This is a genomic window from Halanaerobium saccharolyticum, from assembly GCF_003259895.1.
GTDB lineage: Bacteria > Bacillota > Halanaerobiia > Halanaerobiales > Halanaerobiaceae > Halanaerobium > Halanaerobium saccharolyticum_A.
In genome coordinates this window covers 20,267-36,219 of sequence record NZ_QLME01000010.1, presented here as the reverse complement: position 1 = coordinate 36,219, position 15,953 = coordinate 20,267, and the positions used below count along the sequence as shown (strand labels likewise).

General features: G+C 37.8%; 14 protein-coding genes. 10 read left to right on the top strand and 4 right to left on the bottom strand.

What is annotated here, in order from left to right; translation table 11 throughout:
• Window positions 1–43: 43 nt before the first annotated feature.
• Genes C7958_RS15930 through glgB form a run of 4 tightly spaced genes read right to left on the bottom strand, consistent with a single transcriptional unit; the run spans window position 44 to window position 4,413 of the window.
• The gene (locus C7958_RS15930) at window positions 44–478 is read right to left on the bottom strand and encodes a hypothetical protein (protein ID WP_243834302.1); all 435 of its coding nucleotides are present in this window, start codon (window positions 476–478) and stop codon (window positions 44–46) included.
• Complete coding sequence (locus tag C7958_RS15925; protein WP_243834301.1) at window positions 475–1,197, bottom strand: sugar phosphate nucleotidyltransferase; 723 nt, start codon at window positions 1,195–1,197, stop codon at window positions 475–477. Before C7958_RS15925 ends, C7958_RS15930 begins: the two co-directional genes overlap by 4 nt.
• A 1-nt stretch (window position 1,198) precedes the next feature.
• Window positions 1,199–2,389, bottom strand: coding sequence for a glucose-1-phosphate adenylyltransferase (locus C7958_RS08090; RefSeq protein ID WP_111572172.1), 1,191 nt, complete (start codon window positions 2,387–2,389; stop codon window positions 1,199–1,201).
• A 41-nt stretch (window positions 2,390–2,430) separates the two neighbouring features.
• Window positions 2,431–4,413, bottom strand: coding sequence for a 1,4-alpha-glucan branching protein GlgB (glgB, locus tag C7958_RS08085; protein ID WP_111572171.1), 1,983 nt, complete (start codon window positions 4,411–4,413; stop codon window positions 2,431–2,433).
• A 275-nt stretch (window positions 4,414–4,688) separates the two neighbouring features.
• Between glgB and glgA the strand changes: the two genes are divergently transcribed.
• The 10 genes from glgA to lpdA all read left to right on the top strand — a co-directional run bounded on the left by glgA (window position 4,689) and on the right by lpdA (window position 15,851).
• Window positions 4,689–6,473: a glycogen synthase GlgA gene (glgA, locus tag C7958_RS08080; protein ID WP_111572170.1), complete on the top strand. Its 1,785-nt coding sequence runs from the start codon at window positions 4,689–4,691 to the stop codon at window positions 6,471–6,473.
• 200 nt (window positions 6,474–6,673) lie between these two features.
• A complete protein-coding gene (locus C7958_RS08075; RefSeq protein WP_111572169.1) occupies window positions 6,674–7,897 on the top strand; it encodes a fucose isomerase in 1,224 nt (407 codons plus the stop codon).
• A gap of 115 nt (window positions 7,898–8,012) precedes the next feature.
• Window positions 8,013–8,762, top strand: coding sequence for an ABC transporter ATP-binding protein (locus tag C7958_RS08070; protein ID WP_111572168.1), 750 nt, complete (start codon window positions 8,013–8,015; stop codon window positions 8,760–8,762).
• Complete coding sequence (locus tag C7958_RS08065) at window positions 8,762–9,700, top strand: SufB/SufD family protein (RefSeq protein WP_111572167.1); 939 nt, start codon at window positions 8,762–8,764, stop codon at window positions 9,698–9,700. The genes C7958_RS08070 and C7958_RS08065 overlap by 1 nt, the downstream gene beginning before the upstream one ends.
• Before the next feature lie 79 nt (window positions 9,701–9,779).
• Window positions 9,780–10,730, top strand: coding sequence for an ABC transporter substrate-binding protein (locus C7958_RS08060; RefSeq protein WP_111572166.1), 951 nt, complete (start codon window positions 9,780–9,782; stop codon window positions 10,728–10,730).
• On the top strand, window positions 10,711–11,463 hold the full coding sequence (locus C7958_RS08055; protein WP_111572165.1) for an ABC transporter permease: 753 nt from the start codon (window positions 10,711–10,713) through the stop codon (window positions 11,461–11,463). The genes C7958_RS08060 and C7958_RS08055 overlap by 20 nt, the downstream gene beginning before the upstream one ends.
• On the top strand, window positions 11,456–12,226 hold the full coding sequence (locus tag C7958_RS08050) for an ABC transporter ATP-binding protein (protein ID WP_111572164.1): 771 nt from the start codon (window positions 11,456–11,458) through the stop codon (window positions 12,224–12,226). Before C7958_RS08055 ends, C7958_RS08050 begins: the two co-directional genes overlap by 8 nt.
• 55 nt (window positions 12,227–12,281) lie before the next feature.
• Window positions 12,282–13,031 carry a patatin-like phospholipase family protein gene (locus tag C7958_RS08045; RefSeq protein WP_111572163.1) on the top strand — a complete coding sequence of 250 codons (750 nt, stop codon included), beginning with the start codon at window positions 12,282–12,284 and terminating at the stop codon, window positions 13,029–13,031.
• Between the two features lie 143 nt (window positions 13,032–13,174).
• On the top strand, window positions 13,175–14,377 hold the full coding sequence (locus C7958_RS08040) for an SAM-dependent methyltransferase (RefSeq protein ID WP_111572162.1): 1,203 nt from the start codon (window positions 13,175–13,177) through the stop codon (window positions 14,375–14,377).
• Between the two features lie 76 nt (window positions 14,378–14,453).
• The gene (lpdA, locus tag C7958_RS08035; RefSeq protein WP_111572161.1) at window positions 14,454–15,851 is read left to right on the top strand and encodes a dihydrolipoyl dehydrogenase; all 1,398 of its coding nucleotides are present in this window, start codon (window positions 14,454–14,456) and stop codon (window positions 15,849–15,851) included.
• Window positions 15,852–15,953: the final 102 nt, after the last annotated feature.

Genomic DNA, 15,953 nt, shown 5'->3' with positions numbered 1-15,953 from the left:
GTTAACTTTAAGCTGCTATTTTTTATTTATTTATTTTTTAAAATTAAACTATGGTATTTTTGGGAATAATCATTGGTAAATTAGTATCACCTTTAAGTGATTTATTAGAAGTTATCTGAACCCCTTTATCCAGAATCACATTTTCCAGATAAGCATTGGCTCCGATCTCTGATTTCTGCATAATAATTGAATTTTTAATAACTGCACCAGGGTGGACTTTAACCCCTCTAAATAAAACACTATTCTGGACTTCACCTTTGATTAAGCACCCATTTGCAGCCAGGACGTTTCTGGCGTTGACACCATTTTTATAGGCTGTTGGAGCTTCATCTTTGGGTTTAGTGAAGATCGGTCCGTTTTTCAGAAAGAGGTCCTGCCAGACATTGGGTTTTAATAGTTCCAGATTACTCTTGTAATAACCATTGATAGAATTAATTACAGCTGCATAGGAATGGAATGGATAACCATAGACTTTCAAATTATCCAGATTACCAATAATCGCATTTTTAACAAAATCCCATTCTCCTTTAGAAATGCAGTCATCAATAATATCCAGGAGCAGTTCTTTTTCATTATATATCGCTGGAGAGAAATCTTTTTGTAAAAATTATTTTTGGGGTCAACTTTCATGTCAATAATTCGATCATTATCATCAGTATTAATTACTGTATAAGTTGTATCTCGGCGGAAGACATTGAGTTCACGGTAAATTATTGTAATATCATTTTCATTTTCTACGTGATATTTAAAGGCATTCCGATAATCAATGTTGGCCACAATGTTGGGACTGCCGATAATTACATATTCCTGATTACTTCTTTTAATATAATCAATATTACTGGCGAAGTTCTGCAGATCTCCCTTGTAGGCTCTATTTGCCTGATAAATATGAGCTGGAGGCAGAATAAAGAGGCCATTGCGCTTGCGGTCTAAATCCCAGGCTTTGCCAAAACCAATGTGATCCATTAATGAGCGGTACTTAGTTTGTAAGAGCAGACCAACATTAGTTATTCCTGAGTTAACAAGGTTGGATAAAGGAAAATCAATTAGTCGGTAGCGAGCTCCAAAAGGAACAGAAGCTAAAGAGCGGTGACCGGTTAATTTATCCAGGAATGATTCATCAAGAGCATTGTTGATAATAGCCATTACATTATTCATATTTGCTCCGCCTTTTTTATAAACGGGTGTCATCATCATTTTATCCCACCACCATTCCTGCTTTAATATTTGAAGCTTCTGGGATGACTTCGTCATCGCCGATAACTGTAATTTTTAGTTCATCACTGGCTTCTTTTTCTTTTTCAATGCCAATTTTAGAATCCTTTTCTACAATTACATTTCTACCTATAATAGAGTTTTTGATTTTAGCGCCACTATTGATTCTGGTATTGGGCAGGATAACTGAGTCTTCCACAACAGCATCCTGGGCCACCTTAACTCCAAAGAAGAGAACTGAATTTTTTACTGTTCCCATAATTTGGGTTCCTTTATTGATCATCGAATTATCTACCACTGCATCTTCGGATAGATACTGGGGCGGTCGATTTGGATTAACACTGTAGATAATCCAGTTTCTGTCCTGGAGTTCCAGCTCTGGTTCTTCACCCAGAAGATCCATATGGGCCTGCCAGTAACTCTCGATTGTTCCCACATCTTTCCAGTATCCCTCAAAGGTATAGGCATAGAAGTTTAAATTATCAGCCATCATTTTTGGAATGATATTGTGACCAAAATCTCCGGCCGAATCTTCGTTTTCCTCTGCTTCTTCAATTAAATATTTTCTGAGATATTCCCAGTTAAAGATATAAATTCCCATTGAAGCAAGATTATTTTTGGCATTTTCTGGTTTTTCCTGGAACTCAATAATTTTTTGTTCCTGATTGGTGTTCATAATGCCAAAGCGGTGAGTTTCCTTCCAGGGAACTTCCAGCACTCCAATAGTGATGTCAGCATTTTTTTCTTTATGATAATTTAACATCTCTGCATAATCCATTTTATAGATGTGGTCACCTGAGAGGACAAGCACATATTCTGGATCGTGAATATCTAAAAATTCTATATTCTGGTAGATTGCATCTGCAGTTCCTTTATACCAGGAGCCTCCACCTTCTTTAACATAGGGAGGAAGTACAGTTACCCCTCCATTATGGCGGTCAAGATCCCAGGAACTGCCGCTGCCGATGTAGCTGTTTAAAACCAGAGGTTTATACTGGGTTAAAACTCCAACAGTAGTGATTCCCGAATTAGTACAGTTGCTGAGGGGGAAATCAATTAACCGATATTCTGCACCAAAGGGAACAGCTGGTTTAGCAATGTTATTAGTCAAAACTCCCAGTCTTGTTCCTTTGCCACCGGCAAGTAACATAGCTACCATTTCTTCTTTAGGCATATCTATTACCTCCTTCAAAAATAGAGATTATTATCTAATTTTTACTTTTTTTCTTTTTTGTTTTTCACTTTTTCCTTTTTCTGTTCAATTTTTTTATTTTCAGTTTCTGGCTCAGTTTTCTGTTTTTTGCTTTCTGCTTTGTATTTCAAGTAAATACCGGCCAGAGGTGGCAGGTTGATACTAATTGAGTAATCAAAACCATGAAAAGGTTTTGCTTCAGCTTTGACTCTGGCTGCTGTTTCATAATCAGAGCCTCCATAGACTTTTTGATCACTGTTTAAAAGAAGTTCGTATTCTCCAGGCCCGGGAACACCTATTCGGTAGTCATCTCTTGGGACAGGAGTAAAGTTTAAAACAATGACCAATTGTTGAGCTTCATTTTCGGAACTTCTGATAAAGCTGATCACACTCTGCTCATAGTCATCTGCTTCAATCCAGCGAAAACCGGCATGTGCATGGTCCAGTTCCCAGAGGGCTTTTTCCTTGAGATAAACCTGGTTTAATTCCTGCAGAAACTCCTGAGTTAATTGATGTTTTTCATAGTCCAGTAAAAGCCAGTCCAGACTTTGTTTAAAATCCCATTCAATAAATTGCCCGAATTCTCCTCCCATAAAGATGAGATTTTTGCCCGGGTGAGCATACATATAGGTAAAAAGAAGCCTCAGGTTGGCAAATTTTTGCCAGTAATCTCCCGGCATTTTGTCGAGTAATGACTTTTTGCCGTGAACAACTTCATCATGGGAGAGGGGAAGCATATAATTTTCACTCTGGCTGTACATACTGGAAAATGTTAATTTGTTGTGTTCCCATTTTCGATAAACTGGATCATGTTCCATATAAGCAAGAGTATCGTTCATCCACCCCATATTCCACTTGAAGTTAAAACCGAGTCCACCTTCATTAACCGGAGCTGTGACTAAAGGCCAGGCACTTGATTCCTCAGCAATCATTAAAACTCCAGGGTAACGCTCAAACATTTCACTGTTCAATTCTTTAATAAATTCTATGGCCTCTAAATTTTCAAAACCACCATATTCGTTGGCAGCCCACTGGCCATCTTCTTTTTCGTAGTTTAAATAAAGCATATTACTGACTGCATCAACTCTTAAGCCGTCAATATGAAATTTATCCAGCCAGTAGTTAGCACTGGAAATTAAAAAACTCCAGATTTCATTTTGAGCGAAATCAAAATTTAGAGTATCCCACTGGATATTTTCGGCCCGGCGGGGATCAGAACTTTCATAGAGATGGGAGCCGTCAAATAATCTTAAACCGTGATCATCTTTACAAAAATGACTTGGAACCCAGTCCATAATAACTCCGATATCATTCTGATGCAGCTGATCTACAAAATACATAAAATCTTCGGGAGTGCCATAGCGGGATGTTAAGGCAAAATAACCTGTAGTTTGATAGCCCCAGGAACCGGGAAATGGATATTCAGTTAAGGGCATTAGCTCTACATGAGTAAAACCCATTTCATTAATATAGGGTACCAGTTCAGCCGCAATTTCTCTGTAATTCATTAACTCTCCATCTTTTTGTTTCCAGGAACCCAGATGCATTTCGTAAATACTGAGAGGTTCTTTATGATGATTGGAATTTTTTCGTTTTTTGACCCATTTCTGATCGTTCCAGCTGTATGCTTCAGCTTCATAAATTTGAGAAGCTGTTTTGGGAGCTGGTTCCTGTCTTCTGGCATAGGGATCTGCTTTAACTCGAACTACTCCCCTGTAGCCTCGAATCCAGTATTTATAATACATCTTATTTTCTGCACCTTCGATAAAAGTGGTCCAGATTCCAGAATCCTTAATTTTGTGCATTGGATTTTGAAGTTTATCCCAGTCATTAAAATCACCAATCACACTAATTTCTTCTGCATTTGGTGCCCAGAGTGTAAAACGCACTCCTTTTTTACCGTTTTCTTCTGTGATATGTGCTCCTAAGAAATTATAACTTTCATAATGTCTGCCCTGATGAAAAAGGTAGCGGTCGTAATCACCAGGAAAATTATTTTTTGGCATTAAACTTCCCCCCTATAGTCTTAGTTAAGTTAAATTTATTTTAAAAGAGTAAAAATCTTCTGTTGTATTATATTTATTCTCTATTTATTTAAATTTTCCTTTAATTAATCAGAGTCTAAGCAGTCAGTCTGCTACTATTTTCTTAAAAATCGATTTAGTTGACATTAGACTTTACTTTTATTAAACTAAAGATGTAAGATATAAAAATTTAGATGAATTTGTAAATTAGAAAACAGTGAATAGAATTGAGTTGGATACTTACAGGAGGTGGCTCTATGAATAATGAAAAGAAGAAAATCTTATTTGTAGCTTCAGAGGCGGATCCATTTATTAAAACCGGAGGGCTGGCTGATGTTGCCGGTTCTTTACCGCAGGCACTGAGGGATGAAGGATACGATGTTCGACTGGTAATCCCACAGTACAGACAGATTCCACAGAAATACTACAAAGATAGAATGGAAGCAGTCTGCCATTTTAGAACAAAGCTGGGCTGGAGAGATACATATTTAGGTGTTAATAGATTAGAAGAAGACGGGGTTCCAGTTTATTTTATTGATAACAAATATTACTTTGATCGCGATTCAATTTATGAAAATGAAGATAAACATGAACAGTTTGCATTTTTCTCACAGGCGGTTTTGGATATGCTGCCTGTAATTGGTTTTAAACCAGATATTATTCATGCAAATGACTGGCAGTCTGGTCCCCTGCCTTTGCTTTTTGCGGATCGTTATCGTCAGCAGAGTTATTATCAGGACATTAAAACAGTGTTTACAATCCATAATCTCCGTTATCAGGGCCAGTTTGCAGGCCATGTAGCCGGAGATGTCTTAGGGGTAGCTCCTCACCACTGGGAAAGTGGAAATATTAGACATAATGGTCTGCTTAATTATATGAAATCAGGAATTGTTTATGCTGATCATGTAACTACAGTCAGTGAAAGTTATGCCAACGAAATTCAGACTTCCTATTTTGGTGAAGGTCTGGACTATTCATTAAGAATGAGGGGCGATGATTTAACTGGTATACTAAATGGGATCAGTTATGATAAGTTTGATCCTGAGACCAATAAGAATCTGGCAGTTCGTTTTTCAAAGGGAGAAACTGATAAAAAAATAGCCAATAAGGTTCACATTCAGCAGAAACTTGGTCTGGAAGTTAATGGAGATAAGCCTCTAATTGGGTTTATTTCGAGAATGGTTGAACAGAAAGGTCTTGATCTGATTCAGGGTGTCTTTGACGAAATAATGGCAACTGGAGCTCAGTTTTTAATTCTGGGTACAGGTCAGAGGGAGTACGAAGAGTTCCTTGAGGCTAAACAGCATCAATATCCGGATAATCTGTCGGTTAATATTAAGTATGATGCTCAGCTGGCAGATCAAATTTATGCAGGTGTTGATATGTTCTTAATGCCTTCCCGATTTGAGCCCTGTGGTTTAAGTCAGCTGATTAGTTTCCGCTATGGAACTATTCCCATAGTTAGAGAAACTGGAGGCTTAAATGATACTGTTGTTCCCTATAATGAAGAGACTGGTGAAGGTACAGGTTTTAGCTTCAGTGATTATAATGCTCACGATATGCTGCATACAATTGAGAGAGCAGTTTCTTTTTATGACCAGAAGGGTGTCTGGAACAAGTTAGTTAATCGAGTTATGAATTTAGATTACAGCTGGCATCATTCTGCTAAAGAATATTCTGAGCTCTATCAACAATTGACTGCGGAGGAAGATGAGCAGCAGGAAGTTCAGCAGGTGACACCTCCATCGGTAAAAATTAAGGTTTATCAACCTGATTCAAAAGCAGCAGGCGCTGAAGAAAAGAAGCCAGAGCAGCCAGAGACGGCAAAAAAAGTTAAAAGTAAAAAGCAAGATCTAGTAAATATCAATCAGGCTTCAGTTTCTGAACTGGCTGAACTACCCGGAATTGGAAATGCCTATGCAGAAAGAATAGCCGCCTTTAGAGAAAAAAATGGTGAGTTTAAAAAGAAATCTGAACTGATCAGAGTTAAAGGGATTGGTAAGAAAAAATATCAGAAAATATCTAATTTGTTAACTATCTAAGTGCTTTAATAATAAAATGAATCTTCAGGCCGTCTTCGCTGGCGGTCTTTTTCTTGTTAAATGTTGATAAAAATATCACAATTGAATAAAAATCTCGCTTTTGTTTGCTTATAGCTTATAGATTAAATATAATAGAGGTAGAGAAATATGAGTTTATTTTGATTAAAAACATATCTTAAATAATAGCTGGAGGTTGAACAATGAAAATAGCATTAGTATCTATTGTATCTGAGATTCATGATCAAAAAGAAATAAATGAGACTTTAGAAGCTAAGTATCAAATTTTGGAGGATAATTTTGAGCTGGAAGAGATTGCAGCTGATGAGGTTCCATATACTGATTTTACTGAATTTGATCTGACGATTAATTTTATTAAATCAGGTGGTTCGGAAAGTATTTTTGCAGAAAATGTGGAATATCTGCCTCAGCCAGTTTATCTTTTAGCAACTGAACTGCACAACTCTCTTCCTGCTGCTTTAGAAATTTTGAGTTTTTTAAATGCGGAAGGGCTGGATGGAAAAATTCTGCATGGAGAAATGGAAGAGCTGGTGGATGAAATTGAAGAACTGGTAGAATATAAAAAGGTGAGGGATAGTATTGCTGAAGCCCGACTTGGAATTATCGGTCAGCCGTCTGACTGGTTAATTGGCAGCCAGATTGATTATCAACATGCAGCCCATCACTGGGGAACTGAATTTGTGGACATTGAACTGGAAGAAGTATATCAGGCATTAGAAAAAATTGATGCTGGAAAAGCAAAGCGGATTGCAGCTGATTTTTTAGAAAATGCTGCTGAAATTGTAGAGAGCAATGAAGGAGATCTGGTAGAGGCTTCTAAAATCTATCTGGCTTTAAAGGAAGTAATTACAAACAATGATCTGGATGCTCTGACTATTCGCTGTTTTGACATTGTAATGGAGCTTAATACAACCGGCTGTCTGGCTCTGGCTCTTTTAAATAATGAAGGCCTGGTTGCAGGCTGTGAAGGTGATGTTCCAGCAGCTTTTACGATGTTTTTAGCTCATCAGCTGACTGGACAAATGCCCTTTATGGCTAATCCGGCAGCAATAGATAAAAATAAAGATGAAATATTATTTGCTCACTGCACTGTAGCTACAGATATCAGCAAAGAATATATTATTCGATCCCATTTTGAAACCGGGATTGGAGTTGGAATTCAGGGAATTATGGAAGAAGGACCGGTGACAGTCTTTAAAATTGGTGGGGCCGGACTGGAGCAGTATTTTGTGGCTGAAGGTGAGATTATAGAGAATCTGGATTCAGCCAATGCCTGCAGAACCCAGCTTAAAGTATCTTTACCCCAGAGTTCGGATTATTTCTTAAATGATGCGATTGGTAATCATCATTTGATTATCCCCGGCAGACATGCAGATCAGATTAATGAATTTTTAGGTAAGGAATAACGTGCAGCTACCGTTTATGGGACCAATTTTTACCATTGATTTAAGTTTCCAGTTAAATGAATTATAAATTGAAAAAAATGGTCTGGTAAACGGTAGGCAAAATAGGAGGAATATGATGTCAAAATTATTGGAAGTTAAAGATCTGCATTTAAAGATTGAGGATGCAGAAATTTTAAAGGGAATGGAATTTTCTCTAAAAAAAGGGGAAGTTTTTGCTTTAATTGGGCCTAATGGCTGTGGTAAATCAACTCTGGCCTATAGCCTGATGGGGATTAACAATTATCACCCGCAAAAAGGAGAAGTATTTTTTAAAGGTGAAAAAATCAATGAGCTGGCAATTAACGAAAGAGCCAAAAAAGGTATTACCTTAGCCTGGCAGGAGCCGGCCCGTTATCAGGGTGTAACTGTGCGTGATTTTTTAGCATTAGGACTTAAAAGCAAAGGGGAAGAAGTTACAGAGGAAAAATTAAGAGATGCCTTAAATAAAGTAGCAATCAATCCAAATCAGTATTTGAACCGCTTTGTTGATAAAAGTTTAAGTGGTGGCGAAAGAAAAAGGATCGAGCTTGCTTCCTTGATTTTAATGCATCCAGAACTAATTATTTTAGATGAGCCAGATTCCGGGGTTGATGTAGTTGCTTTAAATAATATAGCTGATATGCTTAATTATTTTAAGGAATCCGGCAGTGGAATCTTATTGATTACCCACTCTGAGGAAATGCTGAAATATGCAGACCGCGCAGCCCTGGTCTGTGAAGGAGAAATCATTCGTCAGGGAAATCCAGCTGATATCAGTGAATATTTTAAGTCTTTTTGTGGTCCCTGTGTTAAGGAAGAAGAATGTGAGACGGAGGTGGCCAGCTGATGAATGATTATCAGATGATGGTTGATGCTTATAAGGATGCAGGTGGAGAAGATATCTTTTCTGATAGTGATGTAGCTCATGTGGTTCTGGAAAGAGATAAAATTCTGGGAATGCATGCTGTTGATGGGCTGGAAGTTGTAGCAGATAAGGTAGAGGCTAATAAAGTGAAAGTTAAAGTTACTGTCAGAGAAGGCTATAAAATTGAAAAGCCGGTGCATATGTGTTTTGGAGTTTTACCGAAAGAAGGTAAACAGATAATAGATATGAATGTCGAAATCCAGAAAAATGCTCAGGTAGAAGTAAGAGCAGATTGTGTTTTTCCCAATGCAGTCAAAGTTGAGCATATCATGGATGCAGTGATTAATATTGGAGAAGGCGGCAGCTATATTTATAAGGAACATCACTTTCACGGTGAGAGCGGAGGAGTAGAAGTAATTGCCAAATCAGATATAAATGTTGAGGCTCACGGAAAACTGGTGACAAAATTTGACCTGCTTAAAGGTAGAGTTGGTAAAATAGATTTTGATTATGAAGCAGAAATTGCTGAACATGGAACAGTAGAAATGCTGGCCCGGATCAGCGGCCAGAAAGATGATCTGGTTAAAATCAGAGAGGCAGCTCATTTAAATGGTGAGTCAGCCCGGGGAGTTTTAGATTCCAAGATTGCTTTAAAAGATCAGGCAGAGGCTGAAATTTATAATGAGCTGACTGCAGATGCTGCAGGAGCAATGGGCCATGTTGACTGTACTGAGATTATTAAAGATCAGGCTATTGCCCGGGCAATTCCAATTGTAGATGTCCGTCATCCAGAAGCAAAGGTAACTCACGAGGCGGCAATTGGTAGTGTGGATAGTACACAGCTGCAGACTCTGATGGCTCGTGGTCTGGATGAAGAAGAGGCCTCAGAAGTAATTATTCAGGGACTATTAAATGATTAACATAATATGTACAGGTACCCGGTGCGTGTACACAAACGAACACAAACAAACACAAGTGAAAAATGAGGAGGAATAATTTATGTTAAAGAAAAAGAGATTATTAACAGCAATTATGATTTTGAGTTTTGTATTAATGGCGTCTTTACCGGCAGCAGCAATGGAAATTAAGGTGCAGACACCTAATATACCGGCAGCACTGCCGTTTTTCTGGATGCAGGAAGAGGCAGAGCTTCCAGCTGCAATTGATTTAAATGTAAATTTGTCACCTAATCATCAGCGGGGAATTTCTCTGCTCGGTCAGAATAATATTGACTTTTTAGTTACAGGGAGTAATGTAGGTGCCAATGCCTATAATCGTGGTCTAAATATTAAAATGTTGAATGTTAACACCTGGGGAATAGATTATCTGCTGACAAATGGTTTTAAAGCAGATAGCTGGCAGGATTTAGAGGGCAAAGACTTGGCCTTACCTTTACAAGGAGGACCACTTGACTTTTTGGCCCGCTATTTGGCTTCAGAAAATGGACTGGATCCAGAAGAGGATTTAAACTTAGTCTACAGAGCTTTACCCGGGAGTGCTCAGTTATTTATGGCCGGGGAATTAGATGCTATTCTTTTACCGGAACCACTGGCAACTGTCAGTCTTAATCGAGGCGAAAATTCTGAACTGTCAATGGATATTCAAAAAGAATGGGCAAAGATTCATGGAGATGAGCGGATTCCATTTGTAGCACTATTTGCAAGTGGTGATTTTACTGAAGAATATCCTCAATTTACAGATATTATTAACGGCTATTACAGACAGGGAGTTGACTGGGTAAACAATAATCCTGAGGCAGCAGCTGAGCTTGCTTCCAGACACTTTAATATGCCGGCACCGCTTTTAAAACAGTCATTTAGCCGGGTTAATTTAAACATTTATTCTGATGCAGAAACCCGGGATTTAGTAGAACTTTATTTTGGAGAAATCTTAGAAATGTATCCAGAATTAATAGGTGGAAATCTGCCCGATGAAGAATTTTATTACTAAACCATTCTGGATTTTATTAATTGTTATTTTTCTAATCTGGGAAAGGGGTGCGGCTGGACTTAACAGCCTCATCCTGCCCTCTATTGGAGAAACATATCAGGCTTTAAAAGAAATTGCTGTTTCCGGTATTTTAGGGAAAAGTTTTTTAATCACCTTAAAAAGAACTGTAATTGCCTATGGGATGGCTGTAACTGCAGGAATAATTCTGGCTTTTTTGCTGCATCGTTTTTCTCTGCTGCAGCGTACATTTCGCCCTCTAATTACAATTATTCAGTCTACACCACCAGTAGTCTGGGTTTCACTGGCAGTGGTCTGGTTTGGAGTCGCTGATGATTTAACACCAATTTTTCTGATTTTTATTGTTTCAATGCCTGTTATTTTCGTTAATATCTATCAGGGTTTAGAAGAGATAGATACTGATTTAATTGAGATGGCCAGGGCATATTCTACCCCCCGTTTTAGAATTTTAAAAGAAATTTATTTGCCTTCCCTGCTGCCTGCTTTAGTATCTGCTTTGAGTGTGGCTTTTGCTTTTGCCTGGAAATCATCGGTTTTTGCTGAGTTTATTGCTTCCTCAAGTGGAATTGGTTATCAGCTCAGCCGGGCAAATTCTATGCTGGCAACTGATCGACTTTTTGCCTGGACTATAATTTTAATTTTATTTATGTTATTTGTAGAATATTATCTTTTAGAAAAACTAAAAGAACATGTCAGCAGGTGGAAAAATGACTGAAGCAGATAAAATTTTAGAACTCAAAAATATTAGTAAATCATTTCAAAGCTTAAAAGTACTCCAGGATTTGAATCTTGAGATCAATGAGGGAGAAATCTGCTGTCTGCTGGGGCCATCAGGAAGTGGGAAAACAACACTTTTTCGGGTAGCTTCCGGTCTGGAAAAAGCAGATTCAGGGCAGATAATAAAAAATAACAATCCCCGCTTTGCTTATGTTTTTCAATCTCCCAGACTTTTACCGTGGAAAACAGCTGCTGAAAATCTTGTTTTTGTCCAAAAAAATTATGGTCTGGAAAAGAATGCTGAGCTGAGAAATTTACTTTTTGAACTATCCGGACTGGCACAATTTAAAGATGCCTATCCCCATGAGCTCTCCGGTGGGATGCAGCAGCGTTTAGAATTAATCAGGGCTTTTGCTGTAAAACCTGATCTTTTATTTTTAGATGAACCATTTAAATCACTGGATATGAAAACAAGAGTTAATTTGAGAAAATTAATCAGTGTCATTCAGGCAGAAACCGGGATTACGATTTTTTTGATTACTCATGATCCCGAAGAAGCACTGCTGCTGGCTGATAGAATTTATATTCTGGCAGCTGAAGCTGAGGGGATAAAAAGGGAAATAAAGATTAAACAGCCAAGAGATAGCCGCAAAATTGCTGATCCAGAACTTTATCAGCAGCTGGAAAACATTATGGAGATCTTCACCGACTTAGTTTCGGATATAGAATATGTGAGAGAAGATATTAAAAAGTTATTTTAACTTTGACAGTTTTTTAAATATTAATTTTTGAGATATAAATAGGAAGGATGGTTTTATGGCAGCAAAAATAGGAATTGCTTTATCCGGGGGAGGAGTTAAAGGTTTTGCTCATCTGGGAGTTTTAAAAGCTCTGGCAGAAAAAGGAATTGAAGCAGATGTTCTGGCAGGTGTAAGTGCCGGTGCAATTGTGGGTTCCTTTATTGCTGCTGGTAAACAGCCGGCAGAGGTTATGGAATTAATTAATGAAAGTGACTTTTTTGATTTTGCTAAACTGAGCATTCCAGATCGAGGAATTTTTACTCTGGACAATATGACAAAAAACTTAGAAAAATCACTGGGCGTTAAAAATTTTGCAGACTTAAAAATACCATTTTATGTGGGAGCAGCAAATATAGAAAAAGCAAGAATGGAATATTTCAGCAAGGGAGATTTGATAAAAATTATTCAGGCGTCCTCTTCAATTCCGGTGCTTTTTTCTCCGGTTGAGATTAATGGAGATCTTTATGTTGATGGTGGCTTATTTGAAAATCTGCCGGTCAATCCCCTGCTCAATAGATGTGATAAAATAATTGCGGTTAATGTAATGCCGGTAAACCTCGAAGAAAAAATCGAGAGTATTACTGATATTGCTGTTAGAACTTTCCAATTAAAAACACTTGTTAAGGCAATGGAGTTAAGAAAAAAAGCTGATATTTATATTGAGCCAACCGGGATTGCAAAATATAACATTTTAAATACTAAATACAGCCAGGAACTTTTTGATCTGGGCTATAATTATAGTAAAAATTTAGAGATTGAAATATAAAGTTTTAGAACAAAAATTTGAGTTCGCAGCCAAAAAATTATAAACTAGAGTTAGCAAAGATTATAATATTTTTAAGCTGGTAATAAAATATTTATTCCAGTTAGTAATAAGTCTAAAAACAAAAAAATCAGGAGGTTTTAATAATGCTCACAAAGAAAATTTTGGATGCTGTTTTTAAAAGAGTTGACGGTCAAAAATTTGAGATTGAATACTGGGATGGAGAAACTAAGGTTTTTAATCAGCAGCTGCAGTCGGAGCCTGCTTTTAAGATTATTTTTTCGGAGAAGTTAAGTCTTAACGAAATCCGAAAAAGTCCTCAACTCAAAATGGCTGAAGCATATATGGATGGCAAAATTAACTTTGAGGGAAGTATTAAAAAGCTGATTGAGACAGCTGGAGACAATGTTTTTGAACTTAAAGAGGAAGTTGAACAGTATAAAATTGATCAGGTTCTAGACTTTCAGACTTCTGATTCCCCGGCAGAAGAGGAAGCAGGGGTCAGAAAACATTATGATATTGGGAATGATTTCTTTAAACTCTGGCAGGATGATACAATGACTTACTCCTGTGCCTATTTTAGGAATGAAGATGATGATTTAAAGGATGCCCAGCTGCAGAAAATTGATCATGTCTTGAAAAAAGTGAACTTAAAAGAAGGAGAAAGACTGCTTGATATTGGCTGTGGCTGGGGTTCACTGGCACTGAGAGCTGCAGAAAAATATGGAGTAGACGTCATGGGAATAACTCTAAGTAAGGAACAGGAGATTGAAGCCAAAAGACGAGCGGCTGAGGCAGGTCTGGCAGATAAAATAGAAATTAGAAGACAGGATTACAGGGATTTAGCTGAGGAAAATTTACAGTTTGATAAAATAGTAAGTGTGGGTATGTTTGAACATGTGGGCAAGGATAACATTCCAATTTATTTTGGAGCAATTGATAAACTTTTAAAAAATGAAGGATTATCTCTGGTTCATTCAATAACTCATTTAAAAGAACAGCCTGCTCATCCCTGGCTTCAAAAATACATTTTTCCCTGGGGTTATATACCCTCAGCTCGAGAAATAATCTGGGAATTACCGGAAAATAATTTTCATCTTTTAGATGCTGAAGATATTGGTTATCATTATTCTCTAACTGCCGAAAGATGGCTGGATAATTATGAAAAAGTTAGTGAGCAGGTTAAAGAAAAATTTGATGAGCATTTTTATAGAATGTGGAGAACCTTTTTAATGGGTGTTGTTTTTACATTTCGTTATGCTTCAACCTCAGTTCATCAAATTCTTTTCTCAAAAGGGAAAAACACTGAGCTGCCCTTGACCAGAAATTACATTTATCAGGATCAGTAATTATTACACTTGTTTTTCTGAATTATTAAAATAAATTGCTGAAGCCAATAAATTATTTACTTTAGGAGTTGAAAAAATGGCAGATAAAAAATATAAAATTGCAATCATTGGCAGTGGTCCAGGAGGTTATGTTGCAGCTTTAAGAGCTGGCCAGCTGGGAGCAGACACTGTTTTAATTGAAAAAGAAGCACTGGGAGGGACCTGTTTAAATTGGGGTTGTATTCCCACAAAGGCTTTTGTTCGTTCAGCCGAAGTTTTTGCTGATATTCAGAATGCAAAAGATTTTGGAATAAAAGTAGAGAAGGCTGAGGTAGATTTTCCGGCAGTAGTAAAAAGAAAAGATAAAATAGTAAACCGGCTGGTGCGCGGAATTGAGCATCTGCTGACAAAAAGTAATGTTGAGCGGTTAGATGGTAAAGCTTCATTTATTGATCAGAATCGGTTGAAAATAGAAAAAGAAGCTGAGACAGTAGAAATTGAGGCGGAAAATATTATAATTGCTTCCGGCTCTCAGACGGCTTCCCTGCCCATTCCTGGAGCGGATCTTGACGGCATTTTGGACAGCAAATCGGCTCTTGATTTAGAGCAATTACCGGAATCACTGGTGATTGTGGGTGGAGGAATTATTGGCATGGAGTTTGCCTTTATCTTCCGCAACTTTGGAGTTGAGGTAACTGTCATTGAATATTTAGATCAGCTGGTGACTGGGGTTGATGCCGATATAGCTTCCGAACTTAATCGCTCTGCCAGACGCCGTCGGATTAGTGTTAAAACTTCTTCAGAAGTAAAGGAAATCAAAAAAACCGAGGCTGGTTTTGAGGTTGTTTATCAGCAGCAGGAAAAAGAAAAGTCTGCCCGGGCTGAGAAAGTGCTGATGGCAGTTGGTCGCAAACCCTATGTCGAGGGGCTAAAGCTGGAAAATGTAGGAGTAGAAGTTTCTGCAAGTAGAAAGGCAGTTCAGGTTAACAAAAAAATGCAGACCAGTACAGAAGGGATTTATGCTGTAGGTGATGTGACAGATAAAATTCTTCTGGCACATGTAGCTTCTCACCAGGGTATTACTGCAGTAGAAAATATTATGGGAAGGGATAAGGAAATGAGTTATCAGGCTGTCCCGGCTGCTATTTTCACTTCTCCAGAAATTGGAGCAGTGGGTTTAACCGAGTCTGAAGCAAAAGCGGAGGGGATCGATTATAAGATTGGGACTTTTCCTTTTGCAGCCAGCGGTAAAGTAATGGCCATGGGAGAAAGAGAAGGTCTGGTTAAAATAATTTCTGAGAAGAAGAGCGACAGAATTATTGGAGCTGCTCTGATTGGAATTGAGGCCAGTGATTTAATTGCTGAACTTACTCTGGCAGTAAATCTTGGTTTGACTGCAGAAAATTTAAGAGAAACAATTTATGCTCATCCAACAACGGCGGAAGTGATTCACGAAGCGGCTCTAGACCTTAAAGATGGTGCGATTCATGCTTGATTAGAATTGGATTAAAAGTTCAATTCAAAATATTAATCGCTGTTTTGACAGTCTTTATTAACATTTTTCGACAAAGTTAAAATTTGACTTTTGCAGGGTGAA